Here is a 25,784-nt window from a genome sequence, read left to right as displayed (position 1 = left end):
TATCCTTCCTTAAACGTAACGCTGGGGCAACGAGACGCTCACCCGCGTACCGTGGGTACAAGAGATGGTTAGCGTCCCGCCGAGCGCCGACACGCGTTCGCGCATTCCGGTCAGGCCGAAGCCCTGCTGGTGAGAGCCCGGCGGCAGGCCGCTGCCGTCATCCTCAATCACCAGCATCAGCCGCTCATCCTGCTGCCAGCCCTGGAGCGTCACCGCGCTGGCATTGGCATGTTTTACGATGTTATTCAGCCCTTCCTGACAGACGCGAAACAGCGTCACGCGCTGACTTTCACTCAGCGCCGTTTCGTCAATTCGCCAGTCGAGGTGACTGACAATACCGCGGCTTTCCAGCTCCATTTCGCGCAGCAGCGAACGGATGGCCTGCGCCAGCGTTAAGTCGTCTAACTGGCGCGGGCGCAAGCGCCCCAGCAGGCGACGCACGGCGTCATACACGCCCAGCGAAAGCTGCTCGATAAGTTGCCCGCTCTGCTTCACGCCGCCGTTATCCGCCGCCAGTCGTTGCACAATGCCCGCCTGGGTTCGAATCGCGGTGATGGTCTGCCCGATGTCATCGTGCAGCTCACGCGCAACATCGCGCCGCACGCTCTCTTCGGTCTCCAGAAGACGCTCCGCCAGCCGATGGTTGCGCGCCAGCTCCTTTTGCAACGACTGGTTCAGCTCGCGCAGACGCTGAATGCCCGCGCCAAGCAGTAGCCCGGTCAGGCTTTGCGCCAACAGCGAAAGTAATAAATCGACGGGATGATCGTGCCAGGTCTGGCTGGCGATCAGCGCGATAGCGTTCATCAGTGTGGCAATGAGCGCGCCCTGCCAGCCATAATGCCAGGCGAGCGCGATAATCGGCAACGCCAGGCAGAACGGCGTAAAGCGCGAAAGTTCAGCAGGTAACCCCAGTTGCAGCCACAGACTGACGATAAACAGTAGCAGATACCAGATCAGATGCCGCCCACGCCAGTTTACCGGCTGCGACACCAGCGACGGTCCCAGCGGTAGCCAGGTGGTACTGGTAAGATAGTGCCAGAAGACCAGGCAGATGGGGGCCAGCGTCAGACCGCCGGTGAGGGTCAGCAGTAGCGCGTTCCATGCCGCTTCCCCCTGCCCCAGCCAGGGCAGGGATTGCAGTAGCGCCGCGGCGGTGAGGGCAGCGCCCTGAAGCAATAACGTGCGCCAGTCGCGCTGATGGCGGTAACGCGATGTCAGCGCCACGGGCAGTAGCGTCAACAAACTACCGAGCATCAAAAGCGGCAGATGGACCAGCGCGACTTCCTGCGCCAACCAGTACACCAGCAGCCACTCCGCGCCCAGCAATACTGGCCAGTAGCCGCGCGGGCATTGCAGCATAAGTCCCAGGCGCAGGCCGAAGGGAAAGAGTAGCGCCGCCAGCTCCGGGCGTTCTACCAGATGCAGGCTGATGCTCCACAGGCAGAACCACGCGGCGGAGAAGATAAAAAAGCAGGCAACAACGGTGATTAAACGGGAAAAAAAGGTGTTCATTACCAACCGTCAAACATGCGATGCGCCAGTTCAACATCGTTGCTGACGCCTAATTTTTCCAGCAGATTCGCGCGGTGAACATGCACCGTTTTTGGCGACAGTCCCAGCTCGGCGGCAATCTCTTTTACCGCCATACCCTGGGCGAGCTTTTCCGCCACCTGACGCTCGCGTTTGGTCAGCGGATCTTGCCGACCTGCCGCCAGTTTCACGGCAATATCGGGGGTCAAATAGCAGCCGCCCGTCGCCACCGTATGCACGGCGGCGATCAGCTCATCCGGACTACAGCGTTTAGAGAGAAAACCGCGCGCGCCGGCGTTCAACGCCTGTTCCACCAGCGCCGGGCTGTCGTGAACCGAGAGCATGATCGTCGCCATCCCTTTTGGCAGTTGGCTTAGCAACTCCAGTCCGGAAATATCCGGCATCGAGATATCGCAGATACACACCTGTACGCCGCGCCCCGGTAAGCCTGCCAACGCTTCGCGCCCGGAACCAAATTCGGCGACCACCTGCAAATCGGGTTCCAGCCCCAGTAGCTGTGCAAAGCCGGAGCGGACGATAAGGTGGTCGTCGATAAGGGCAACGGTAATCATGGGTTCATCCTGGCGCTAAGGCATGCCTGATGGCGCTGCGCTTATCAGGCCTACGGGCAGGTGCCGTTGTAGGCCGGATAAGGCATTAATGCCGCCATCCGGCAAAAGCACTTACCTTAACGATAAGCGCGCGGCTGTTCAAGCCTTGAGCGGTCAGACAATGCCTGTCGTGACGGTGAACGTCCGGGTTTGCTGCGGTTCCAGTTGAAGCAAGGTTCCATTTCGCTGCGCCGCGAGAAAACCTTCAGGCCGACAGGTCGCGGGCAGGGCAAAGGCGGCTACCTGCTGATCGCCGTTATAAAGAATCCAGCGGGTCACGTAATTTAGCTCCGCGCTGGCGAAACGTGTCACGAACGTGGTGCCATCCGGGGCGATCATACTGAATTCCGGGGTATCCGTGTACTTGTCCAGTTCATCGGCAAAGAACACGATTTCCGGGTCGTAAAAGCCAGGCTCGTTGAGCGTTGCCAGCGAGGCTTCACCCTGCAAAAGTTGTTGATTAAACGCCAGCCACTGCGCCGTGGGTTTGACATGCGCCGGCACCGACTCGCGTAGCGTCAGCGCGGTATCCGGGATATTCTGGCGGAACGTGGCGTTCGGCACATAGGCATAGTTCATGTGGCACATGTACTGTAGCGGCATGGCGACTGAAGCCAGGTTAGTCACGGTCATCAGAATATCAAACAGCGCGCTTGCTTTACGCATCACCACCGCAGGTTGCGCCTGATAATGATGACCGAACCCCATCACATACTCGTAGCGACCGGTCACGCGCAGACTGTCACCCTCTAACTCCAGCCAGGCGTCGTCCATAGCAGCGCAGGGCATCTCGCCGTGCAGCGGATGTGTATCTTCCGGCGACGGGCAGCCATTCGCCAATAGTCCGGAATGGAAAGCAAAGCAGCCATACGTTGCCACCACTTCCGCAGCCGGCTTCGGCTGGCGGAACATGTTGCGCATAGTCAGGTCATGACCGTCAAACTGCGCGTCCCAAATCATCTGCCCCATCCAGGGCAGAATCACCAGATGACCGCGGCTGTTTTGTATTTTCAGTCCTTCCACGCCGCTGGCGTAACGAAACGCCGTAACCGTAAAATCGTCATTTTCCAGCAAGATACGCGGCTGCTCGTTAAAAAGCTCCCGCCATAATGTAATACGTGTTGTCATGGTTGATCTCCTCAGGACGCGGCGACTTCAGCCAGGTTGCCGCGAACTTTGCTTTCGCGCCAGAAGTAAACGCCAACGTAAACAAAGCACAGCATGGAAACCAGGAATGAGAGCTGTAGCGAGTGGAACATGTCCGCCACATAACCCTGAATCGCAGGAACCACCGCCGCGCCGACAATCGCCATCACGATCACCGCCCCCGCCATTTCGGTATGCTCGTTATCGACGGTATCGAGCGTTCCGGCATAAATGGTCGCCCAGCAGGGGCCAAACAGAACACTGACCAGCACCGCCACGTATACCGCGCTAAAGCTGGGCGCCAGCGCCACGTAGGCCAGGAACAGCGCGCCGATCACAGAGTAAAGGATCAGGACTTTTTCCGGGTTAAAGCGTGTCATCAGAATGTTGGCGATAAACTTGCCGATAAAAAAGCAGGCGAAGCTGTAGACCATAAAGGTTGAGGCATCGCGCTCATTGATATCGCCTAACTCCAGCGCCAGACGGATAGTGAACGACCAGACCGCCACCTGCATTCCCACATACAGGAACTGCGCCACAATACCGCGACGGAAACGGGCGTTGCTGGCGAGATAGCGTAGCGTATCCAGCGCCGAGGGGCGTTTATGACTCGCGGTTTGCGCGACTTTACAGGTCGGGAAACGCGTCAGCAGGAACAGTACCATCACCACCACCAGAACCATAATCATGTACTTATAGGGTTCCAGAGTGTTTTCCAGCATCAGCACCTTGAAGTTGTGGACTTGCTCGGCATTCATGCCCGCCATCTGTTTTTCCAGGCTTTCCCCTTCGGAAAAGACCAGATATTTACCCAATAAAATTCCTGCCGCCGCGCCGATCGGATAAAAGGTCTGGCTGATATTCAGCCGCAGCGTTGCGTAGGCTTTTGGCCCGATCATAGAACTGTAGGTATTCGCCGCCGTTTCCAGGAAACTCAGGCCAATCGCAATGGCGAAAATCGCCGCGAGGAACATGGTGTAAGTCGCCATGTGCGACGCCGGGAAAAAGAGCGTACAGCCGACAATGTACAGCGTCAGGCCGATAAGTATCGCCACTTTATAACTGGTTTTTTTAATGACCAGCGAGGCCGGAATAGCAATTAAAAAATAACCGCCATAAAAGGCGCTTTGTACTAATGCCGAAGCAAAGTTGCTCAGCGAAAATACACTTTTAAATTGCGTAATCAGAATATCATTTAACGCGGCTGCGCATCCCCATAATGGGAATAAACAGGATAACAAAATAAACTGGAACAGAGGTGTCTTATTCAGATACCCATCGGGCATCTGAACGATGTTTTTATCGTTCATAGTGCTACCTTTAACAGTGCAGGGTGATTGTTATTCGTTCAACAAAAGATACTCATTAAATTGCTCAATGCTTGGATAAGAGGATTGGGTGCCTTTCCCGGTGACGCTGAAAGCGGCAAAGAGGACGGCTTTTTTCATGGCGGCTTCCACATCCCCGCTCTGGACATAGTAATGCGCGAAACAGCCGATAAAGGCATCGCCCGCGCCGCTGGTATCAACAGCATTGACGTTAAACGCCGGAACGTGTACTTCCTGGTCACGCGTCATCCATAGCGCGCCTTTTTCGCCCATCGTGACAATAATATTGTTCAGCCCTTTATCCACCAGTGAACGCGCCGCCGCACGAATACGATCGCAGGAATCAACCGGCATCCCCGTTAATATTTCCAGTTCAGTTTCATTAGGTACAAAGAAATCGCATTTACAGGCATAAGACATATCTAATTCCCGTAATGCTGGCGCAGGGTTTAATAACACTTCAATCCCGTGTTTCTTGCCAAATTCTATGGCGTGATAAACCGTTTCAAGCTGAACTTCCAGTTGCAGAACAATAAGCTGGCATTTTTTTAAATCTTCCGCCGCGCGATCGATATCTTCCGGCGAGAGAAACTTGTTGGCACCTTTGATGATCAAAATGCTGTTGCTGGAGTTGGCGTTGACGAAAATCGGTGCTACTCCACTGCTGGTACACGGTACTTTTTCTACATACGTCGTGTTGATCCCCCAGGATTCGAGATTACGAATGGTGTTGTCGGCAAAAATATCGTCGCCCACTTTGGTCAACATCAATACTTTTGAATTGAGCTTAGCGGCCGCCACGGCCTGGTTCGCCCCTTTTCCGCCGCAGCCGATTTTAAACGCCGGCGCTTCCAGAGTTTCCCCTTCTTTGGGCATCTGGTTGGTGTAGGTGATAAGGTCCACCATGTTAGAGCCAATAACCGCGATATCCATTTTACTCCCTCTCAGAAATCGTCACACGACAATGATATTAAAATAACATTATCATGTTATTTCCGTATCATTTGTGACTATGATCGCGAATAGAGGATCATTTTGCCGTTTATTTCGTGAACAACCCCAGGCAAAACATACGCGTACCAAATCATTTTTATTGTTACAATTCACTGAAAATTAACTATTTATTGTTTAAAAACGCGAATAAACCCGCTTTTATTTCCTGACAGCCAGACGTATAGTAGTGCCACACTGTAATGTTCTCAGAAACACATAAATGTTACTGAAGAAACATAACAACATGATTTGCGGAGAGGGTGAATGGAGACCAAACAAAAAGAACGTATCCGACGCTTGATGGAGTTACTGAAAAAGACTGATCGAATCCATCTGAAAGACGCCGCGCGGATGCTGGAAGTTTCGGTGATGACCATTCGCCGCGATCTCAGCCAGGATGATGACCCTTTACCGCTGACGCTACTCGGCGGCTATATCGTCATGGTAAATAAACCTACGTCTTCAACCAATACGCCGCTGCCGGCGAAAAAGACGCATCATCGGGACGACCTTCCCGTTGCGATCCTGGCCGCCGGTCTGGTGCGTGAAAACGATCTGGTTTTTTTTGATAACGGTCCAGAAATGCCATTAGTCATCAGCATGATACCGGATGATATTACCTTTACCGGGATTTGCTACTCACATCGGGTATTTATCGCGCTTAATGAAAAGCCTAATGCCACGGCGATTCTGTGCGGCGGCACTTATCGGGCCAAGAGCGATGCCTTTTATGATGCCAATAATCCTTCGGTGCTGGACTCGCTCAATCCGCGCAAAGTGTTTATTTCCGCCAGCGGCGTACATGAACATTTTGGCGTGAGCTGGTTTAACCCGGATGATCTTGCCGCCAAACGTAAAGCGATGGAGCGCGGTCTGCGTAAAATTTTGCTGGCGCGTCACGCCCTGTTTGATGAGGTCGCACCTGCCAGCATTGGTCCGCTTTCTGCTTTTGATGTCCTGATTAGCGATCGCCCATTACCGACAGATTATGCCGTTCACTGTCGGAATGGTTCCGTCAAAGTCATCACGCCTGATTCGGAAAGTGAATAACTTACTCAAAAAAGACGGCAATTTTATTGAACATGGTGGGATCGGACTGGTTTCGTACCACCTTCGCCACGTCTTCCAGTTTATCGATCTGGCTTATCATCTGTTCAAGCCGCTGATCGTCATTGACCAGAAGCCAGATGCGGCTCTGATCGCTACCCTGAATCGGTAAACAGAGAATGCCCTCAACGTTGAAAGCGCGTCGGGCGAACAGCCCGCAGACGTGGGTCATCACGCCAGGATGGTTGCGAACGGTCAGCTCCAGAATAACGTTCTCATGTGATTGTTTCTGCATGGCTTATTCCCCCACCATCTCTGTATTTGCCGCGCCCGGCGGCACCATCGGATACACTTTTTCTTCCGCATCAATACGCACGTGAATCAACGCCGGTCCCGGACGACGGATGATAGCCTGCAACGCCGCCTGCGGATCGGCTTCGTTATTCAAATCACAGATGTCCAGACCAAACCCGGCGGCAATCTGCATAAAATTGATGCTTCCCGGATAGGTCGCCGCAAAAACGCCCTGTTTATAGAACAGACTCTGTTGCTGATGTACCAGTCCCAGCGCGTCGTTATTCATCAGGATAATTTTCACATCCAACTGGTTTTCACTGGCGGTAGCCATCTCCTGAATATTCATCATCAAACTACCGTCGCCGGAAAAACACAGCACCTTGTTGCCCGGATTCGCCAGCGCCGCGCCAATCGCCACGGGCAGACCAAACCCCATGGTACCCAGCCCGCCGGAAGTCAGCCACTGACGCGGACGGTTGAGCGGATAAGCCTGCGCGGTCCACATCTGATGCTGACCTACGTCAGTGGTAATAATCGCGTTGTCGTCCACACAGGCGGCGACCGCGTTAATCAGTCCATAGTGGCTAAGCGGGTTATTTTCCTGGGGAATACCACAGGGGAATTCTTGCTGCAAGTCCGCAACCAACTGATGCCATGCTTCCCGCGGCTGTGCTTCGATATGAGGAATTAACTGTGCCAGTACATCATCGACATCCGCCTGAATAGCCACATGCGGCTGCTTAATTTTGCCTAACTCTGCGCGATCGATATCCACATGGATGATTTTGGCGTTCGGACAAAACTGCTCCGTTTTGCCAATCGCCCGGTCATCAAAACGCGCGCCCAGGACAATCAGCAAGTCGGCCTCTTGCAGAATAAAATTGGTACTGCGCGCGCCGTGCATCCCCAACATTCCTAACGACAGCGGATGCGCCTTAGGCAGCATTCCCAGCGCCATTAAGGTCATTGTCGTCGGCAGTTGCGCTTTTTCCGCCAGTTCGCGCACGCGTGTCGGCGCATTGATCACGCCGCCGCCCAGATACAGCACCGGACGCTTCGCCGCGTTAATCATCGCGGCGGCCTCGCGGATACTCTCTGCGCTAAAATCCGGCGAAGGTGATTTTTCCGCTGGCGGCGGCAACACATCCAGTTCGATTGTCGCCGTCTGCACATCTTTAGGAACGTCTATCCACACCGGGCCGGGACGCCCCGACTGCGCCAGACGAAAAGCATCGCTCATTACCTGAGGCAACTCATTGATATTCCTGACCAGATAGTTGTGCTTGGTGATGGGGATAGAGATACCGTAGGTATCTACTTCCTGAAATGCGTCAGTACCGATCATGGACGCCGGAACCTGCCCGGTAATGCAGATTAACGGAATGGAATCCAGGCGCGCATCGGCAATGGCCGTGACCAGATTGGTCGCGCCCGGCCCGCTACAAGCCATGCAGACGGCAGGTTTACCCTCCGTTCGCGCCATCCCCTGCGCAATAAACCCCGCGCCTTGTTCGTGGCGCGCCAGAATATGACGGATTTGCGTGCTTTGGCTTAACGCGTCGTAAACGGGGAGAATCGAACCACCGGGAATGCCGGTGACGATACGAATCCCCTGGCGCTCCAGAAAATGAACAATAAATTCCGCGCCCGTAAAGCGCTGAGGTGTAGATGTTGTGCCCGAACTTGCCATGCTCCATTCCTTTTATTCTGAGCCGACGTTCCGGGAAGGTGTCTTAAACGAAAAACCCCGCCCGGTTTGCGCCGGCGGGGTTTTGGAATCGTGTGTGTTCCGGACCCTACGGCGCATTGCCGACGACCACCACCACACGCACGACGACCACTGCGCGAGATGGCGCAGTTTTTAGTAGGGTCGCGTTCAGCATGGAAGGGTTCATTAGGGGCCTTGTCTGTTTGTTATTAACACGTTTTATACAAGCACAGCGCTTTCAGCATGACAACGGAAAAATTTTCATCTGCACAAAAATGCGTCAGCGATCACATTTTTCTACGAACTTACACACTTTGAGCATAGGCCTGATAAGCGTAGCGCCCTCAGGTAATCGCCGGGATTAATGATCACGCGTTTCAAAATGCCTGAAAACAAAAAACCTCGCCGAAGCGAGGTTTTACAGCGTAATGCGGGTGGTAGCCGCGAAGCACACTGTGTTATGTCAACAGCAGAAGTATACGCGTTCTGTGCAGAACGCGCAATTTCGGCGCGAATTTTGATGAATTTGAGTATGGATCAGAAGCTCCGTTCTGTCTATAAATTACTGTTCATTTATACAGTGTTTAACTATAATGTCTTTGACACAATGTGTTATGCGGGGGCCGCATCGTAAACCGGCGCAACGAAGTCCTGGCTGAAACGGGTGGTGCCGTCAGCGCCTTAACCCCCTCGTGAGCACACTGTGTTATGTCAACACGCACACTATTCCTCGCAAAAGGGATCGCGTGCGCAACAGCTGGCAACAGGCAGCGGAAAGGTACGTCGGCTGGCAGTGCTCCTTAACCACAGGAGACGCGTATGAGCATAGTGGATATCACCATTCTTATCCTGAAACTCATTGTTGCAGCACTGCAACTGCTTGATGCTGTTCTGAAATACCTTAAGTAATTCAGATTCAAGCCGCACCGAAGGGGAGCGGGCAACCGCTCCCCTTTCACCTTATCCGCTGGTCTTTCGCTTCCCGGATATGTTACGTTTTTATGACATCCTCAACGACGCCTGACGCTATGACCCTTTCCGTTTTCTGCATTTTGCTGTTCGCCGCGCTGCTACATGCCAGCTGGAACGCCATTGTCAAAGCGGGAAACGATAAGCTCTACGCTGCGATCGGCGTCAGCGGTTCCGCGGCGGTCATGGCATTGATCCTTTTGCCCTTCTCGCCGCAGCCAGCTCACGCCAGTATCCCTTTTTTAGCGGCTTCTACCGCGCTCCAGGTGGTGTATACCGTCCTGGTAGCGAAAACATATCAGGTCTCGGACATGAGCCAGACCTATCCCCTTATGCGCGGCACCGCGCCGCTGCTGGTGGCGCTCATTAGCGTTCTGTTTCTTGGCGACAGCCTGTCGTCGCTAGCCTGGGTCGGCATCGCAGTGATCTGCATGGCGATACTTGGGATGGCCTGTAATGGCCGCGCCAGCTCCCAACGCGGTATCGTGTTGGCATTAACTAACGCCTGTTTTATTGCCGGGTATACGCTGGTGGACGGTACCGGCGTAAGACTCTCAGAAACGGCGCTGGGTTATACGCTATGGTCATTTTTTCTCAACGGCGCCTGTCTGTTAACCTGGGCGATGATTGCACGGCGGCGGGAAGCGTCGCGTTATCTGGCGCAACAGTGGAAAAAAGGCATTTTTGGCGGAATTGGCACCATGGGATCTTATGGGCTGGCGCTATGGGCCATGACCCAGGCGCCGCTGGCGGTGGTCGCCGCGCTGCGTGAGACATCAATTTTATTCGGCGCGCTGATAGCCTGGCTGCTGCTTAAAGAGAAAGTTGCCGGGCTACGTCTGGTGGCGGCAGGCGGGATTGCCCTCGGGGCGATTTTACTCCGTCTGTCATGATTGCCCATTGACGTACTCCTCGCCCTAAAGGGCAAGGATTCTTGTTTCGCGGAGCCGAACCTGAGCCGCATTAAGCGGTTCAGGGATTACCGGCTCTCCACAAGCTAACACGGCGAGTCCCGCCGCTTTTATATTCCGTGCCGCGTTTATGTCACGGTCATGGTCTGCGCCGCATTCCGGGCAGTGCCATTTCCTGACATCCAGCGGCATTTTTTTTATCGTGAAACCGCAACGGCTACAGCGTTTTGAGGACGGGAAAAACTGCTCAATGGCTACCACTGAACGTCCGGCCCATTCGCCTTTGTACCGGAGCTGGCGCACAAATTCGCTCCAGCCTGCGTCTGCTATCGCTTTTGACAGTGACGGGTTGCGGAGCATGTTTTTCACTTTGAGGGATTCGACGCAAACAACTTGATTCTCGTTAATGAGTTTGCGGGTGGCCTTGTGCAGGGCATCCATTCGGCAATCGGCTATTTTCGCGTGGAGTCGGGCCACCTTTAAGCGGGCTCTGGCGCGGTTCTTTGAGCCTTTGGCCTTTTTGCTTAACCGGCGCTGGAGTAGCGCCAGGCGAGCCGCGTATTTCGCGGTATGGCGGGGATTGCCGGACCTGAATCCGCTATCGGTGACGAACACATCTTTTAAACCAACATCAATGCCGACCATTGAAGAGGTGAGCGGCAGTGATGCAGGTTCAGACTCGCAAAGACACGAAACAAAGTACCGCCCGGCGGCATCTTTGGATACGGTGACGGTAGACGGCACGGACGGCAGCGGGCGACTCCAGCGCACGTCTAAAGGCGCTTTGCTCTTTGCCATGTACAACCTGCCATCGCGGTATTTAAACGCGGCATCGGTGAGCGTAGCAGCCTGTTTATGGCGCTTGCTTTTGAATGTCGGATATCTGGCTCGTCCGGCGAAAAAGTTTGAGAGTCCGGCCTGTTGGTGGCGCAAGGCTTGCTGTAGCGGCACGCTGGAAACATCATTGAGCCAGGCAAATTCCGGCTCCTTTTTCAGCGCCGTTAATCGTGCGCTGGCTTGCGTATAGCCGATTTTCTCCTGACGCTTATAGTACGCGTCAGTGCGCCAGCGGAGGATGCTGTTATAGACAAAACGCACGCACCCGAACGTTTGAGCTAAAAGCTCAACCTGCCCGGGTGTTGGATAGAATCGATATTTATAGGCGCGCTTCATATGACTTACAAAATACGCTGAAAAATGTAAGCCATATTGAAGAAGGTCAAAAAATGTTACGCAGTTACCGCGCTTATATCTCCGCCCAATTGTGCGAGGTCTTACGCGCAAATTGATAACAGCCGCAGACGTAACACATTCTCGGCAACATTTGTTGCCGCTTTTGTTTACATTTCCTGCCGTTCCTTCGTCTGCCATTGCAGGTTGCTGTCTGGCCTTCTTTTTCTGGTGTGGTAGATTCCTCTCGCATTTATGGGAATGCGCAGCAAGTTATTCTTATTTTTTCTTTTTTTGAAAAGTAATCAGCGAAATGAAAAGGCAGAGAAGCGTCAATTTGTTGTTGATGTTGGTGTTACTGGTGGCCGTAGGGCAGATGGCGCAAACCATTTATATTCCCGCCATCGCCGATATGGCACAAGCGCTAAACGTCCGGGAAGGCGCCGTCCAGAGCGTAATGGCTGCTTATCTCCTGACCTACGGCGTCTCGCAACTGTTTTACGGCCCGCTTTCCGACCGGGTTGGGCGTCGCCCGGTAATTCTCGTCGGCATGTCTATTTTTATGGTAGCGACCCTGATCGCCATGACCACGCATAGTTTGACGGTGTTGATTGCCGCCAGCGCCATGCAAGGGATGGGAACCGGCGTTGGCGGAGTAATGGCGAGAACGCTCCCGCGCGATCTGTATGAAGGAACACAACTTCGTCACGCCAATAGCCTGTTAAATATGGGGATTCTGGTCAGCCCGCTGTTAGCGCCACTGATTGGCGGTCTACTGGACACCATGTGGAGCTGGCGCGCTTGTTACGCTTTCCTGCTGGTGCTTTGCGCTGGCGTCACCTTCAGCATGGCGCGCTGGATGCCGGAAACCCGCCCCGCTGGCGCGCCGCGCACACGGCTGATCGCCAGCTATAAAACACTGTTTGGCAACGGCGCATTTAACTGTTACCTGCTGATGCTGATCGGCGGGCTGGCTGGCATTGCGGTCTTTGAAGCCTGTTCCGGCGTACTGATGGGGGCAGTATTAGGTCTCAGCAGTATGGCGGTAAGCATTCTGTTTATTCTGCCGATTCCGGCGGCGTTCTTCGGCGCCTGGTTTGCCGGACGCCCGAATAAACGCTTCTCAACCCTGATGTGGCAGTCAGTTATTTGCTGTCTGCTGGCAGGCCTTATGATGTGGATTCCCGGCTGGTTTGGCGTGATGAACGTCTGGACGCTACTCATCCCCGCTGCGCTGTTTTTCTTCGGCGCCGGGATGTTATTTCCACTGGCCACCAGCGGCGCAATGGAGCCTTTTCCGTTCCTCGCAGGCACCGCTGGCGCGCTGGTCGGCGGGCTGCAAAATATTGGTTCCGGCGTACTGGCGTGGCTTTCGGCAATGCTGCCGCAAACCGGTCAGGGCAGCCTGGGATTGTTGATGACCCTTATGGGATTGCTGATCCTGGCGTGCTGGCTGCCGCTGGCGTCACGGATCTCGCATCAGGGACAGACGGTTTAACGTCCCCCTCGCCCGGCTTTTTGCCGGGCGTTTCACATTCCGGCGTGATTATCGCATTGAGCAGCGGCTCCTGCGCCGGACGCCACGCCCCTTCTTCGCCGTCGTAAAACTGAGTGTCCGTGTTTATCGCATACGGAATATGCGCTTTTTTCAGTTCGCAGGCCATAAAACGGGCAAACGCGAACTGTGAAGCGACCGGCGTAATTTTTATTGACGCTCCCGGCGCCCATCCGCCCACCCAGCTTGCATGGCCGGTCTTATGCTGCCAGCGAACCGCAGCGTTAATCCGCGCCCGAATCGCCGCTTTTTCCGCCGTCGTGCCTGACGTCCACGGATATTTACCGCCGCTTTTCAGTGGTCCCCACGGGAAGATATGCCACTCCGCCAGTACATAGTTCTGGCTTTGCGCCGGCAGTTTAAGCACGGGCAAATCCTCCGGCGCGGCACGCATGCGGGGGGCAACGAAAATCATACGCTGTGGGTCAATAGCGTGAATCAGGCGGATGGTTTTGTCATATACGCGATTCAGCGACGCCATATTATGATTGAGTTTGTCGGCAGGCTCATAAATGAGATCGAACCCCAGAAGCGGGGATGTCTGACCAAAATAGCGCGCGACCACGCTCCACCAGTTGATCAGCTCCTTTTCATGGCTGGCGCTGGGATCGTTTTTATACGCATCCGCCTGATAGGCAATAATGGGAATGATGCCATAGTATTCACAGGCTTCTACCAGCTTACGCAAATGGATGAGGCGCGCTTCCGTCGGCGCACCTGCCACACGGATACGGACATGAGTTAACCCTTTTGCCTTAAAATCCCGCACTACCAGCGGATCAAACTCGCGGATACCCCGTTCCGTTCGCGCCCAGTCAACATCCATCCCAATGCCAAGCTGCTGCGCATAGCGCGCCGCCGTCAATGGCATCGGTTTCGCATAGACGACCGCGCTGGTCAGCATGAGAGAGGCAATAAGCGGCTTAAACACGACGCCCCCTAAAAATTTTTACCACGGTGATAGCACGTATTTAGCATATTCTCTCCCGGCAGGTGTAGCGGCAAAGCGTAATAAATCTTCACACCTGTTCCTGCAACCAGCGAATAAATGCCTCGATTTTCGGCCACTGTCTGCCAGGCAGAGTGGTGACATAATAGTGCTGATGGCATTTCAGCCTCATTTCACCGAAAGGTGCAATCAGTTCACCACTGTCGAGACGCTTTTGCACCAGCCGTTTACGCCCCATCGCCACGCCAATGTGGTTCATCGCGGCAATCACCGCTAAATCAGAACGATCGAAACCAATGCCGGATGAATCCGGCAAATTCACCGCAAAATGCTGCGCCCAGTTATGCCATTCATCCGTGCCCGAATCGTTGCTCCACGCCTGTCTGTCGTGTAAGAGCGTGCAGTGGCGCAGATGGTTCAGGTTGCCCTGCAAAGCAAAACGATGGGCGTAATCCGGGCTACAGACGGGCAGAATCGCCTCATCCATTAAAAAATGATGCGTGAGCTGCGCCGACGGCGCATCGTCAAAATAGATAGCCAGGTCAATTCCGGCACGCTGTAGGTTAACGTTATCATTGCCGGTCAGCATGGTAAGAGAAATTGACGGATAGCGACGGGTAAAGTCCCCCAGCGCAGGCACCAGCCAGCACTGGGCGATAGAGGGGCGTGAATATACGGTCAGCGTGCCGGACAGTTCCTGATTTTTGATATCGAGGATTTCCTGATTCAACGTATCCAACGACGATTTCAGCGCCCAGAATACCCGTTTGCCTTCATGGGTAAGCTCCACTTTACGGTGAGAGCGGACAAATAGCTGGATTCCCAACTCGGCTTCCAGTTGATTGATACGATGGCTTACCGCACTGGGGCTTAACGACAGCTCATCTGCCGCCAGAGCAAAGGACTGGTGTCTGGCTGCGACTTCAAAAGTATAGAGTTTTGATAACTGCCAACCGTTGAGTAAGCGGTTTCGGATATCGCGAAGGGGTTCCATGGCAACCTCAGTCATCTTTTAATTTCTCGAAGTGTAAAAAAACACGCTGAAAAAATCCGCACATAGATGAAGCAAAATGAACCATATCGCAAAATAAAAACAATATTAGATAGAAATCACACATTTGATTCAATTTGTGTCATGTGAATGGCGAATTATATCGTTTGTCAGAGTGTGCTGTTTTTCTGTCCAATAAGAACAGATTAATCACAGGGTAGGTGAGATATGCACACTCAAATCTGGGTAGTGAGCACGCTGCTGATAAGCATCGTGTTAATCGTATTGACCATCGTGAAGTTTAAATTCCACCCCTTCCTGGCGTTATTGCTCGCCAGTTTCTTTGTAGGCGCGATGATGGGCATGGGGCCGCTGGAGATGGTCACGGCGATAGAAAGCGGAATAGGCGGTACGCTCGGTTTTCTGGCCGCCGTTATCGGTCTTGGCACCATCCTCGGCAAAATGATGGAGGTTTCCGGCGCGGCGGAACGCATCGGGCTTACGCTCCAGCGCTGCCGCTGGCTCTCTGCTGACGTGATCATGGTACTGGTGGGGCTGATTTGCGGTATCACGTTGTTCGTGGAAGTGGGCGTCGTGTTGCTCATCCCACTGGCGTTTTCTATCGCTAAAAAGACCCATACCTCGCTGCTGAAGCTGGCCATTCCGCTGTGTACCGCGCTGATGGCCGTCCATTGCGTGGTACCGCCGCATCCGGCTGCGCTGTTTGTCGCAAATAAACTGGGGGCGGATATCGGCTCGGTGATTGTCTACGGTCTGCTGGTCGGACTGATGGCCTCATTGGTCGGCGGTCCGCTGTTCTTAAAGTTTCTGGGTAACCGTCTGCCGTTCAAGCCCGTACCGACAGAGTTTGCGGATCTTGAAGTGCGCGCCGAAAACACCCTGCCGTCGCTGGGCGCAACGCTGTTTACCGTTCTGCTGCCGATTGGCCTGATGCTGGTGAAAACCGTCGCTGAACTGAATATGGCGAAAGACGGCACGTTGTATACGCTGCTGGAGTTTATCGGTAATCCGATCACCGCGATGTTTATCGCTGTCTTTGTGGCGTATTACATACTCGGTCTGCGCCAGCATATGGGTATGAGCGCGCTACTTACCCACACCGAAAACGGCTTTGGCGCCATTGCGAACATCCTGCTGATTATCGGCGCGGGCGGCGCGTTCAACGCCATTCTCAAAAGTAGCGGACTGGCGGACACGCTGGCGGTGATCCTCTCAAATATGCATATGCACCCGATTCTGCTGGCGTGGCTGGTAGCGCTGATTCTGCACGCGGCGGTCGGCTCTGCGACGGTAGCCATGATGGGCGCCACCGCGATTGTTGCACCCATGCTGCCGCTCTATCCTGACGTTAGCCCGGAGATCATTGCGATTGCCATTGGTTCCGGCGCCATTGGCTGCACGATCGTGACCGATTCCCTGTTCTGGCTGGTCAAGCAGTATTGCGGCGCTACGCTGAATGAAACGTTTAAATACTATACGACGGCCACGTTTATCGCATCTGTCGTTGCACTGGCTGGCACATTCCTGCTTTCCTTTATCATCTGATCGTAAAGAGACGTACTATGGAAAACATACAAAAGCTCATCGCCCGGTATCCTTTGGTCGAGGATCTGGTCGCCCTCAAAGAAACTACCTGGTTTAACCCGGGCGCCACCTCTCTTGCACAAGGGCTACCGTATGTCGGCCTGACGGAGCAGGACGTAAACGCCGCCCATGACCGTCTGGCGCGCTTTGCGCCGTATCTGGCGAAAGCGTTTCCGCAAACCGCCGCCGCTGGCGGAATGATCGAATCTGACGTGGTCGCTATTCCGGCCATGCAAAAACGGCTGGAAAAAGAGTATGGACAAACGATCGACGGTGAAATGCTGTTAAAAAAAGACAGTCACCTGGCGATCTCTGGTTCCATTAAAGCACGTGGCGGCATCTATGAAGTGCTAACACACGCGGAAAAACTGGCGCTGGAGGCGGGTCTGTTAACCACCGACGATGACTATAGCGTGTTGCTTTCGCCGGAATTTAAACAATTCTTCAGCCAGTACAGTATCGCCGTCGGTTCAACCGGTAATCTGGGGTTATCGATCGGTATCATGAGCGCCTGTATCGGTTTTAAAGTGACAGTACATATGTCTGCCGACGCCCGCGCCTGGAAAAAGGCGAAGCTGCGCCGCCACGGCGTGACGGTCGTGGAATACGAAGATGATTACGGCGTGGCGGTTGAGCAGGGCCGTAAAGCAGCGCAGTCCGATCCAAACTGTTTCTTTATCGACGATGAAAATTCCCGCACGCTATTTCTGGGCTATGCGGTAGCGGGTCAGCGCCTGAAAGCGCAATTTGCGCAGCAGGGACGCGTCGTTGACGCCAGTCACCCGCTGTTTGTTTATCTGCCATGCGGCGTTGGCGGTGGTCCTGGCGGCGTCGCCTTTGGCCTGAAACTGGCGTTTGGCGACAACGTACACTGTTTCTTTGCCGAACCGACCCATTCGCCCTGTATGTTACTCGGTGTTTATACCGGTCTGCACGATGCCATCTCAGTACAAGATATCGGTATTGATAACCTGACGGCGGCTGACGGCCTGGCGGTAGGTCGCGCTTCGGGCTTTGTTGGTCGGGCAATGGAGCGTCTGCTTGACGGCCTCTATACCTTAGACGATCAAACAATGTATGACATGCTGGGCTGGCTGGCGCAGGAGGAAGGAATTCGACTGGAGCCATCAGCTCTGGCGGGGATGGCCGGACCGCAGCGCATTTGCGCCGCCACGTATCAGCAAAGGCATGGATTCAGTCAAACGCAGCTTGGCAACGCGACGCATCTGGTGTGGGCAACAGGGGGCGGCATGGTGCCGGAGGATGAAATGGAACAATACCTGGCGAAAGGACGCTAATACTCGCTCAGTGCCGGAAAGACGGCAGCGCCATCCGGCACATTAGTCAACGCAGCATCGCCATCAACTCCTCCGGTGAACGATGCTGCTTCAGTAAATCCCGCATCACCCGCATATGCGGCGAGGAATAGTGAAAAAAGGCCTGATAACCCTCGCAAAGCCGATTTTTCCCCTGACTATCCCGGTGCTCAGGGCATCCGCCGCCGCAAAATCGCAATACAGAGCACTTCTGACATTCAGCGCTTAACTGCGCCGTGTCCGGCGCTTCAGCGCCATCCCTGCCGCCGCACCACTGCCGTAACGTCTCATCAAAAAGACGGACCGAGATACGCTGAATATCTTCACGTACCCAGATATCAAAGACACTATTTAAAAACTGGCCCCATTCCGCTGAACACAATGAATCCTCGGTCAACATTCCGTTCCGGTCATGTTCCAACAATGGGATAAAATGGACATTGTGAATGCCGAGCCGCTGTAAATTACGGTACAGTTGCTGAGGTTGCCGGCTATTCTGGCGATTTACGACGACCTGAATCTGGTCATTACTCACGACAATGTCCTGACGTCCTGTCATATAAAATCCCCGATAAATGCAATAAGTTGGCGAATATGGGTAACAGCAAACAGGATTGCGAGCGACAGCACCGCGAGGGAGATCAAAAATTTGTCACGCACGACATGAGTTTCGGAAAAATCGCTATGCGCGACATCCATCAAATTACGACTCAGGGTATAACGCCAAAGAATCACCGCCACTATCGCCAGAACGCTGATTGACACCCAGAACAGGAATCCCGCCTGATGCCAGTGGTGCCTGACGGCTAACGCCATTAACGCCCCGTATCCCAGCAGCGTACGAAACCAGGCCAGCGAGGTACGTTCCGGTTGCAGCCCCGGATCGTTCTGCCGACGGGCTTTACGATTATCCGGCATACAGTACCAGCCCCATCACAATCACCGCGACAACCATCAAAATAACGCTAATGATCAACAGGCTATGGGTATAGGGCAAATCCTCTTTCAGACGCATCGCTTTTTCATTACGCAGCCAACGCAGATAGCCATAAATCGCCAGGCCGCCCGCAAACAGACATAGCAATAGCGCCAATAGTTCACGGATCACCGGCGTGGCAAAATCTGGGGCGAGTTGGTCAAGAGCGACGCCTGCCGCCAGAAATCCCAGCGAGGTGCGAATCCACGCCAGAAAGGTACGCTCATTTGCCAGTGAGAAGCGGTAATCCGGCGCTTCTCCGAGGCGGGAAATCTTCATGACGACTCCTTTTGCGTTATTATGTATCCCCGTTCGTTTTCAGAATACCACTCACGTTGTTGCTGATATGCTTCACATTATCCCGCAGCAAGGGAATCTTATGGCAAAATAAATGTAGTCCACTGGCAATGCGTTTCGGTGCAACCGCGCTCATTCCCGCTATTTTTCATTTCAGTTGCGACCTTTTTCAACGCCACCGCCAGGAAAGGCATTATTGCCGGATTAAAAGGTGAAAAACCACCCATCGCGATGAAAAAAAACGCGATAAATATTGTTAACCAACTGAAATAAATTGGAATTATGCTTGTTGCCATTACGCTGATTAGCGCGTTTATTGAGGAGAGGTATAAGAAGAAGTGCAGAAGTGTGACTGGCGCGTTGGCGGAGAGCGTTATCCGGCCTGGATTTGACACAGAACGTAGGCCGGATAAGCAACACGCCATCAGGCGCTAACCCATTCCCCAGAAAATCACCGCCAGCAGTTGTGGCGTAATAATACGCAGGAACATCACTAACGGATAGACGGTCGCGTAAGAAAGCGCCGCCGCGCCGCTGGTGGCATGAAGATTGTTGGCAAATGCCAGCGCTGGCGGATCGGTCATCGAACCGGCCAGCATCCCGCATAGCGTCAGATAGTTCATTTTGGCAAAAATTCGCGCCAGTAAACCGACGGTAATCAGCGGAATAGCGGTGATGAAAATACCGTAGCCAATCCAGCTTAATCCTTCGCCCTGCGTCAGCGTATCGACAAAATCGCCGCCGGATTTCAGCCCAACGACCGCCAGAAACAAAACGATGCCTAACTCACGCAACGCGAGGTTGGCGCTCGGCGGCATAAACCAGTACAGCTTACCGATGCTGCCGATACGCCCCAAAATTAGCGCCATGATCAGCGGCCCGCCGGCCAGCCCCAGTTTTAACGCGACCGGGAATCCCGGCACAAACAACGGGATTGATCCAAGCAGAACCCCTAATCCGATACCGATAAACACCGGCAGCATCTGCACCTGCTGGAGTTTTTGCTGCGCGTTGCCGACCACATTGGCTACCGCATCAATCGAGGCAGGACGCCCCACCAGATTAAGAATATCGCCAAACTGCAGGCTGGCGTCGCTACTGGCGACCAGCTCAACGCCCGCGCGGTTAAGGCGGGAGATAACCACGTCATAACGCTCTTTAAAGTGCAAATCGCGGATACGTTTGCCGAGCACTTTTTCGTTGGTGACGACCACACGCTCGACGCGTAAATCCGTGCCGCGCGTCGACAACGAGGTGTCCACTTCCTTACCGATCACCAGTTGCGCGTTATGCAAGTCAGCAGATTGACCGACGAGGTGCAGCAGGTCGCCCGACTGGATAATCGTTCCCGGCGACGGCACCATCAGCGTGTCGTCGCGTTTCAGGCGTGAGCAAATGATTTTATCGCTGTTCAGGATCGGCACATCCTGGATAGCCATATTATTGAGGTTTGGGTTCTCGACACGGATATTCATTGTTTGAATCAATGAATGACCGTTAGCGAGAGAGGATTCGTGCTTCTGCGCCTCCGCCTCGACGTTAACGCGAAAAATCAGCCGCATCAGCCACATAGTGAGCAAAATACCGCAGATGCCAAACGGATACGCCATCGCATAGCTCATCCCCATCTGATCCACCAGATCCATTGGCGTTCCCAGATCGCGCAGGATTTGCTGACCCGCCCCTAACGCAGGCGTATTGGTGACTGCGCCGGAGAAAATCCCCAGCATCACCGGCAACGGAATAGCGAAAATTTTATGCAGAATCGCGGTGACCAACCCGCCCATAATCACAATCAGAACAGCAAACAGATTGAGACGCAGCCCGGAAACACGCAGCGAGGCGAAAAACCCCGGCCCCACCTGTATTCCGATGGTATAAACAAAAAGGATCAGGCCGAATTCCTGGATAAAGTGCAGCATATCGCCACTCAGCGTCATCCCTGCCTGATCGACAAAGTGACCGACGATAATACCGCCGAACAGAACGCCGCCAATACCAAAGCCGACACCGCGCACTTTGATGTTGCCGATCCATAACCCGACAACCGCCACCAGCGCCAGAACGCTGACCGTCAATGCGATATCACTCATCTTCTCTTCCCTGTGAGTAACATTTCAATTTATAGGGATTATGACTGAAGCGTTAAGGCATATATACAGCATGGCGCACATTCTCATGTTACAAAACAGCCCAGGCGTCCTTACTTCGGCAACATTTTACCCTTTTTCTTAAGGGCTGATAGCGCAGCGCCATCAGGCGATGATATGCCGGATGGCGACGCGTGGCGTCTTATCCGACCGACGAGATGGGTATATGCTGTAGCTCCTGGTATGGCCTGCTGTTTTGTATGAACGGAATCTCTTCGCAGTTTTTCTTCCATTTGCGTGGCACAAAAAAGCCCCACCATCTCTGGCGGGGCAAGGCAAGGAGCTCATTAGCTATTTAATGCGGAGTGTTCGTTAATGGCGATACGCTGCGGCGGAATAGTTTCCGGCTCATTGCGGGTTAAATCAACATGCAGCAGGCCGTTGGTAAACGTCGCGCCGGAAACTTCCATATTTTCAGCCAGCGTAAAGCTCAGGCTAAAAGGCTGCATGACCAGGCCCTGATGTAACCATTTCGGCTCTTTTTCCGGCTGTTCCGGCGTGCCTTTCACCGTCAGCCGCGTGCCTTCCAGTTGAATATCCAGATCTTCCTGACGGAAACCGGCTAACGCCAGGGTGATGCGATAGTGGTTATCGTCGCTTTTTTCGATGTTATAGGGCGGGAAGCTCTGGCTTTCACCGCTGTTTTGCAGCGCATTGGCCAGCTTGTCAAAACCGATCCATTGACGCAGCAATGGGGATAAATCGTAGTTACGCATAATCATTTCTCCTTCTAAGAAGCGAGTTTTACCTTCACACTTCACGTGTGCATATGCTCCCTGACGGCGAGCATGGGATGACAGGCCGCACAACGCGACCCGACGGAATCAGTTAATTTCGATACGGCGCGGTTTGTTCGCTTCCGGAATCACGCGCTCCAGTTCGATATACAGCAGCCCGTTGACCAGGTTTGCGCCGCGAACGTGAATGTTCTCCGCTAACTGGAACTTACGTTCAAAGTTACGCTCGGCAATGCCCTGATACAGATAAGTACGTTCTTTCTGGTCGTCCGCATGAGCGCCTTTTACCACCAGTAAATTATCCTGGGCGGTAATGTCCAGTTCGCTTTCAGCAAAACCGGCAACGGCAATGGCGATGCGGTAGTGGTTTTCGTCTACCAGCTCAACGTTGTACGGAGGATAGCCGCCATTACTTTGGCTCTGGTTATTTTCAAGCAGGTTAAACAGACGGTCAAAACCAATGGCAGAACGGTACAGCGGGGATAAATCAAAGTTACGCATAATCATTAGCTCCTGAAATCAGCGAGAATGTCAGACCTTCCATCATGGACAGGCCAGAATTGCCAGAACACCCATCAGGCGTGTCCTTACTATTCACTACGTCTTAAAAATGGGTCTGAATACGTACTTTTCAAGTATTTTAATCCGACTTTTTTTTGCAGTTTATTGGCTATTGCATAGACTGGTTGGGACAGCACTGATTGTTAAAGTGCGATGACCGCCACAGTGCCACGTCCTGGTGATGTTATTTTTAGCAACGGATCGCTATAACTCATCATGCAAATACCGACAACCAACAGATGAATGAGTGATGATAAAAAACGTGTTGTTAACGCTGATACTATGTAATGGGATACTTTTATTAGTCGGTTGTTCAAGCGTCATGTCGCACACCGGCGGTAAAGAAGGCACTTATCCTGGCACGCGCGCCAGCGCTACGATGATCGGTAACGATGAGACAAACTGGGGCACAAAATCGTTGGCCATCCTGGATATGCCGTTTACCGCCGTGATGGATACGATTCTTCTGCCGTGGGATATCTTCCGCAAAGACAGTTCGGTAAGATCGCGCGTAGAGAAAAGCGAGGAGGAGACGAAAATGACCAATGCCGTCATCCCACCCGCGAAGATGCCCTCTCCCTGATTTATCGCCCGGTTTCCGTCACCCATAGCTGACGGAATCCTTTCACCTCTTCCATCCATGCGACGTGTCGCCCATCCGGTGAAAAAACGACAGCGTCCGCAGAAGGCGGGTTGTCGTGCCTGGCGGTTAAAAAGTCGATCTTCCCACTCTGTGCGTCGCAGCAGGCTAGCCGATTTTCCAGCACCAGCCCCAGCCATTTACCCGACGGATGCCAGTTAAACGCTGACTGCACGCCGGTCGCATGATGCGTTAACTGCCGGGGTTCGCCTCCCTGCGGCGACATCAGCCACAGTTGCGCTACGCCGTTGTCGTCCCGCATCAAAAAGGCGATCGCCGTCGCCTGCGGATTACTGCGGACCCAGTGGCGCGGTTCGTTAGTGAGTCCAGGGTAAACACGCTGGTGAGTAAAGGTAAGACGCCGCTGAACCACACCCAACGGCGGCGATGGCATCGTTGATTCGGTTCCCGTCAGCGGCGTGTCGCCTGCCTGTTTCCAGCCGTTTTCACTACACGGTAAATCGACAATAAACAGCTCCGGGACTTTTTCGCCCGTCAGCGACAGCGTATCGCCGATAAAGGCAATCTGGCGGTTGCCCACCCAGCCCTCTTCATAGGCCCGATTAATATCGTCGCTGCCCGGTCTCGGCGCAGGCGTCGTGCGGCTAACCAGCACGCACCAGTGACTACCGCTGTATTCGCGCGGATGCTGAACCGACACCGTTACCGGCCCATACGGCGCGGCCACGCCGACATTGCGCAGATCCAGCGCCGGATCGCGCTCATGCAGAACGTGGTCATTATAGGTAAAACTCACTAACTCACCGTTCGGGCTAAAAACATGGACATGGCTGCCGCCGCGCAGCGCGCCGGGAATATACGGCGCAGTAATATCCATCGCATCGAGGTTAGTCACGCCCCCCGGCGTTGCAATAACGCCCCGGCGGTGATGAAAATCGTAATGCCACGTCTCATCAGGGTTTTCAGGCCCGTGAATAAACACATAGTGATTGTCGGCAGGATGCACCGTCACCACGCCGACATGCGCGCCCTGCGCAGCGCGATAAATCACCGCCACTTCGCCGGTATGCACATTTACACGCTCAATGGTCTCGCCCGTAAATGACGCGCCTGAAGGCCGCACATCAAAGACCAGCCACTGGCTGTCAGGCGTCCAGGTATTGGTGTTGGTAAGCTGGTGATGGCGCGGCGTAAAGGTGATTTGTTTCATGGGATGTCCTGATACGAGACGATGATCGCCATCATACTTCACACGGGCCTCACTTTCAGGCTTTAGCATATCGCCATTTCAATAACGGTGGACAGAACGAGGGAACACGTTGACGTAGCGATTATCGGCTTAGGCGCGGCAGTTAAGCGGAAAGATGCGCACACTGGCGCCAGATGCTCAGAGTTCTTTATTCGCGGCGGGATCACGTTGCCAGTAGACGTTATCGCTAACCCCTGAAACGGCTGGCGACACCGCTTAGCGAGCCAGGATGAACTCTGTAGGCCGGATAAGACGTTTTACGTCGCCATCCGGCACCTTCCACGCTTATTTCTCCTGCGCCAGCGCCTGGCGGATACTGCGCTCAATCACCGCCCGCCGGGCGTCGCCAGCCGGCAGTAACTTCAGCATCATCTCCCAGGCCGCCACCGCCTCGCCAGAACGCCCCTGCTCAAAGGCGCTGAACGCATACAGGCTTAACACCCGGATATCCGTGTGGTCGCGGCTCACCAGCCGGCGCAGCAGCTCCCCGCCGCGACGGTTATCCTCCGGGTCGGACGAGCGCGTCAGCGCCTCCGCGTAGCCCATCGCCGCCCCGCGGTTTTCCGGGTCCAGACGGTAAGCATTCGCATACGCCCCTGTGGCGGTACCGGCGTCGCCCAGCGCCATGCCGGCCCGGCCGAGCATCATCCAGCCTTCGGCGTTGCCGGGGTCGCGCTGCAGGCGCGTGCGCAGCCCCAGCGCCAGCCGCGCCATCTCTTCCTCATTCAGCGGCTGCGCCGCCGGGTCCAGCGCCCTGTCCAGCAGCCCGGGCGCCTGCGCCGTCGCCTGCTGCCAGGCCCTCACCTGCGGATAACTGCCGGTCAGGGCGTAGCCGCCGGCGCTGACCGCCAGCGCGATGACGGCCCCCGGCACGTAAACGCCCCACCCGGCGCGCGCGCCGGGAGCCGGGGTGTCCGCCGGCAACGGCTCCCGGCGCAGGCGCACCCGCCGGCGCGTGCGGGCGACGATTATCCACCCGCCCGCCACGATGGCGGCCAGCGGCAGCACCCACAGCAGCACCGTCAGCGGGGTCAGCGGCGGGTCGTAGGTGACGAAGTTGCCGTAGCGCGCCACCATGTAATCGATG

At 54.4% G+C, this 25,784-nt stretch carries 27 protein-coding genes, 2 pseudogenes and 1 other annotated feature; of the genes and pseudogenes, 9 read left to right on the top strand and 20 right to left on the bottom strand.

Annotated elements, in window-relative coordinates; genetic code table 11:
- Positions 1–9: 9 nt before the first annotated feature.
- Together uhpB and uhpA are read right to left on the bottom strand one after the other, a co-directional pair.
- Positions 10–1,512: a signal transduction histidine-protein kinase/phosphatase UhpB gene (uhpB, locus tag AC3G3F_RS09250; protein ID WP_488394846.1), complete on the bottom strand. Its 1,503-nt coding sequence runs from the start codon at positions 1,510–1,512 to the stop codon at positions 10–12.
- On the bottom strand, positions 1,512–2,102 hold the full coding sequence (gene uhpA / locus AC3G3F_RS09245; protein ID WP_000633672.1) for a response regulator transcription factor UhpA: 591 nt from the start codon (positions 2,100–2,102) through the stop codon (positions 1,512–1,514). Before uhpA ends, uhpB begins: the two co-directional genes overlap by 1 nt.
- A gap of 22 nt (positions 2,103–2,124) precedes the next feature.
- On the opposite strand from uhpA, the pseudogene AC3G3F_RS09240 reads away from it, so the two are divergent.
- Positions 2,125–2,310: pseudogene (locus AC3G3F_RS09240) on the top strand (hypothetical protein); the annotation flags it as partial.
- Here AC3G3F_RS09240 and AC3G3F_RS09235 read toward each other — a convergent pair.
- The 3 genes from AC3G3F_RS09235 to rbsK are packed head-to-tail and all read right to left on the bottom strand — an operon-like array spanning position 2,256 to position 5,548.
- On the bottom strand, positions 2,256–3,269 hold the full coding sequence (locus AC3G3F_RS09235; protein ID WP_488394844.1) for an aldose 1-epimerase family protein: 1,014 nt from the start codon (positions 3,267–3,269) through the stop codon (positions 2,256–2,258). The pseudogene AC3G3F_RS09240 and the gene AC3G3F_RS09235 overlap by 55 nt on opposite strands.
- Before the next feature lie 11 nt (positions 3,270–3,280).
- Entirely contained in the window at positions 3,281–4,597 is a 1,317-nt protein-coding gene (gene fucP, locus AC3G3F_RS09230) for an L-fucose:H+ symporter permease (protein ID WP_000998359.1), read from the bottom strand.
- A 30-nt stretch (positions 4,598–4,627) separates the two neighbouring features.
- Entirely contained in the window at positions 4,628–5,548 is a 921-nt protein-coding gene (rbsK, locus tag AC3G3F_RS09225) for a ribokinase (protein ID WP_023247248.1), read from the bottom strand.
- A gap of 324 nt (positions 5,549–5,872) precedes the next feature.
- On the opposite strand from rbsK, the gene AC3G3F_RS09220 reads away from it, so the two are divergent.
- Positions 5,873–6,658 carry a DeoR family transcriptional regulator gene (locus tag AC3G3F_RS09220; RefSeq protein ID WP_023247247.1) on the top strand — a complete coding sequence of 262 codons (786 nt, stop codon included), beginning with the start codon at positions 5,873–5,875 and terminating at the stop codon, positions 6,656–6,658.
- Between the two features lies 1 nt (position 6,659).
- Here the strand turns inward: AC3G3F_RS09220 and ilvN are convergent, their stop codons facing one another.
- From ilvN to ivbL, 3 genes are all read right to left on the bottom strand, one after another.
- Positions 6,660–6,950, bottom strand: a complete 291-nt coding sequence (gene ilvN / locus AC3G3F_RS09215) for an acetolactate synthase small subunit (RefSeq protein ID WP_001171828.1) — start codon at positions 6,948–6,950, stop codon at positions 6,660–6,662.
- 3 nt (positions 6,951–6,953) lie between these two features.
- Positions 6,954–8,642 (bottom strand): acetolactate synthase large subunit, encoded by a 1,689-nt coding sequence (ilvB, locus tag AC3G3F_RS09210; protein ID WP_079813772.1) that lies wholly within the window; start codon positions 8,640–8,642, stop codon positions 6,954–6,956.
- A gap of 106 nt (positions 8,643–8,748) precedes the next feature.
- Positions 8,749–8,847 (bottom strand): ilvB operon leader peptide IvbL, encoded by a 99-nt coding sequence (gene ivbL / locus AC3G3F_RS09205; protein ID WP_024134875.1) that lies wholly within the window; start codon positions 8,845–8,847, stop codon positions 8,749–8,751.
- A 521-nt stretch (positions 8,848–9,368) separates the two neighbouring features.
- Between ivbL and AC3G3F_RS09200 the strand changes: the two are divergent.
- The 3 genes and pseudogenes from AC3G3F_RS09200 to AC3G3F_RS09190 all read left to right on the top strand — a co-directional run bounded on the left by AC3G3F_RS09200 (position 9,369) and on the right by AC3G3F_RS09190 (position 10,522).
- A pseudogene (locus AC3G3F_RS09200) lies at positions 9,369–9,483 on the top strand (hypothetical protein).
- The gene (tisB, locus tag AC3G3F_RS09195; RefSeq protein WP_053529956.1) at positions 9,480–9,569 is read left to right on the top strand and encodes a type I toxin-antitoxin system toxin TisB; all 90 of its coding nucleotides are present in this window, start codon (positions 9,480–9,482) and stop codon (positions 9,567–9,569) included. The pseudogene AC3G3F_RS09200 and the gene tisB overlap by 4 nt, the downstream one beginning before the upstream one ends.
- A gap of 92 nt (positions 9,570–9,661) precedes the next feature.
- Entirely contained in the window at positions 9,662–10,522 is an 861-nt protein-coding gene (locus AC3G3F_RS09190) for a DMT family transporter (protein WP_024149600.1), read from the top strand.
- A 24-nt stretch (positions 10,523–10,546) separates the two neighbouring features.
- On the opposite strand, the gene AC3G3F_RS09185 is transcribed toward AC3G3F_RS09190, so the two are convergent.
- Entirely contained in the window at positions 10,547–11,713 is a 1,167-nt protein-coding gene (locus AC3G3F_RS09185) for an RNA-guided endonuclease InsQ/TnpB family protein (protein WP_139816492.1), read from the bottom strand.
- Positions 11,714–12,023: 310 nt separating this feature from the next.
- On the opposite strand from AC3G3F_RS09185, the gene emrD reads away from it, so the two are divergent.
- A complete protein-coding gene (gene emrD, locus AC3G3F_RS09180) occupies positions 12,024–13,208 on the top strand; it encodes a multidrug efflux MFS transporter EmrD (protein ID WP_023247241.1) in 1,185 nt (394 codons plus the stop codon).
- Here the strand turns inward: emrD and AC3G3F_RS09175 are convergent.
- Positions 13,135–14,169, bottom strand: coding sequence for a cellulase family glycosylhydrolase (locus AC3G3F_RS09175; RefSeq protein ID WP_053529962.1), 1,035 nt, complete (start codon positions 14,167–14,169; stop codon positions 13,135–13,137). The two genes, emrD and AC3G3F_RS09175, sit on opposite strands and share 74 nt — an antisense overlap.
- 115 nt (positions 14,170–14,284) lie before the next feature.
- Entirely contained in the window at positions 14,285–15,208 is a 924-nt protein-coding gene (gene dsdC, locus AC3G3F_RS09170) for a DNA-binding transcriptional regulator DsdC (RefSeq protein WP_488394984.1), read from the bottom strand.
- Between the two features lie 225 nt (positions 15,209–15,433).
- Here dsdC and dsdX point away from each other — a divergent pair, with 225 nt between their 5' ends.
- Entirely contained in the window at positions 15,434–16,771 is a 1,338-nt protein-coding gene (gene dsdX / locus AC3G3F_RS09165; protein ID WP_023247238.1) for a D-serine transporter DsdX, read from the top strand.
- Between the two features lie 17 nt (positions 16,772–16,788).
- On the top strand, positions 16,789–18,108 hold the full coding sequence (dsdA, locus tag AC3G3F_RS09160; protein ID WP_053509262.1) for a D-serine ammonia-lyase: 1,320 nt from the start codon (positions 16,789–16,791) through the stop codon (positions 18,106–18,108).
- 46 nt (positions 18,109–18,154) lie between these two features.
- Here the strand turns inward: dsdA and AC3G3F_RS09155 are convergent, their stop codons facing one another.
- The 7 genes from AC3G3F_RS09155 to ibpA form a co-directional block, all read right to left on the bottom strand.
- Positions 18,155–18,685 (bottom strand): SPASM domain-containing protein, encoded by a 531-nt coding sequence (locus AC3G3F_RS09155; RefSeq protein WP_053509260.1) that lies wholly within the window; start codon positions 18,683–18,685, stop codon positions 18,155–18,157.
- Positions 18,682–19,044: a DUF202 domain-containing protein gene (locus tag AC3G3F_RS09150; protein WP_023247235.1), complete on the bottom strand. Its 363-nt coding sequence runs from the start codon at positions 19,042–19,044 to the stop codon at positions 18,682–18,684. The genes AC3G3F_RS09155 and AC3G3F_RS09150 overlap by 4 nt, the downstream gene beginning before the upstream one ends.
- Entirely contained in the window at positions 19,034–19,381 is a 348-nt protein-coding gene (locus tag AC3G3F_RS09145; RefSeq protein WP_023247234.1) for a YidH family protein, read from the bottom strand. Before AC3G3F_RS09145 ends, AC3G3F_RS09150 begins: the two co-directional genes overlap by 11 nt.
- Positions 19,382–19,479: 98 nt before the next feature.
- Entirely contained in the window at positions 19,480–19,794 is a 315-nt protein-coding gene (locus tag AC3G3F_RS09140; protein ID WP_154707542.1) for a hypothetical protein, read from the bottom strand.
- Positions 19,795–19,830: 36 nt separating this feature from the next.
- The gene (locus tag AC3G3F_RS09135) at positions 19,831–21,492 is read right to left on the bottom strand and encodes a putative transporter (RefSeq protein ID WP_023247231.1); all 1,662 of its coding nucleotides are present in this window, start codon (positions 21,490–21,492) and stop codon (positions 19,831–19,833) included.
- A 344-nt stretch (positions 21,493–21,836) separates the two neighbouring features.
- Complete coding sequence (gene ibpB / locus AC3G3F_RS09130; RefSeq protein ID WP_023247230.1) at positions 21,837–22,265, bottom strand: small heat shock chaperone IbpB; 429 nt, start codon at positions 22,263–22,265, stop codon at positions 21,837–21,839.
- Positions 22,266–22,373: 108 nt separating this feature from the next.
- Positions 22,374–22,787 carry a small heat shock chaperone IbpA gene (gene ibpA, locus AC3G3F_RS09125; protein WP_023186035.1) on the bottom strand — a complete coding sequence of 138 codons (414 nt, stop codon included), beginning with the start codon at positions 22,785–22,787 and terminating at the stop codon, positions 22,374–22,376.
- Positions 22,781–22,854, bottom strand: a sequence feature (ROSE (Repression Of Heat Shock gene Expression) occurs in the 5'-region of heat shock genes and acts as an RNA thermometer to modulate expression.). (Overlaps the previous gene by 7 nt.)
- Before the next feature lie 243 nt (positions 22,855–23,097).
- Between ibpA and AC3G3F_RS09120 the strand changes: the two genes are divergently transcribed.
- On the top strand, positions 23,098–23,430 hold the full coding sequence (locus AC3G3F_RS09120) for a YceK/YidQ family lipoprotein (protein ID WP_023247229.1): 333 nt from the start codon (positions 23,098–23,100) through the stop codon (positions 23,428–23,430).
- A 1-nt stretch (position 23,431) separates the two neighbouring features.
- Here the strand turns inward: AC3G3F_RS09120 and AC3G3F_RS09115 are convergent, their stop codons facing one another.
- Positions 23,432–24,658 carry a YidR family protein gene (locus tag AC3G3F_RS09115; protein WP_088733638.1) on the bottom strand — a complete coding sequence of 409 codons (1,227 nt, stop codon included), beginning with the start codon at positions 24,656–24,658 and terminating at the stop codon, positions 23,432–23,434.
- 324 nt (positions 24,659–24,982) lie between these two features.
- Positions 24,983–25,784, bottom strand: an 802-nt coding sequence (locus AC3G3F_RS09110; RefSeq protein WP_488394837.1) for a cytochrome c-type biogenesis protein CcmH, incomplete at its 5' end; no start/stop codon positions are given.

This window comes from Salmonella sp. FC25216 (assembly GCF_057751355.1).
Note: the sequence above shows the minus strand (reverse complement) of the source record. Positions and strands in the feature narration are given on the sequence as shown.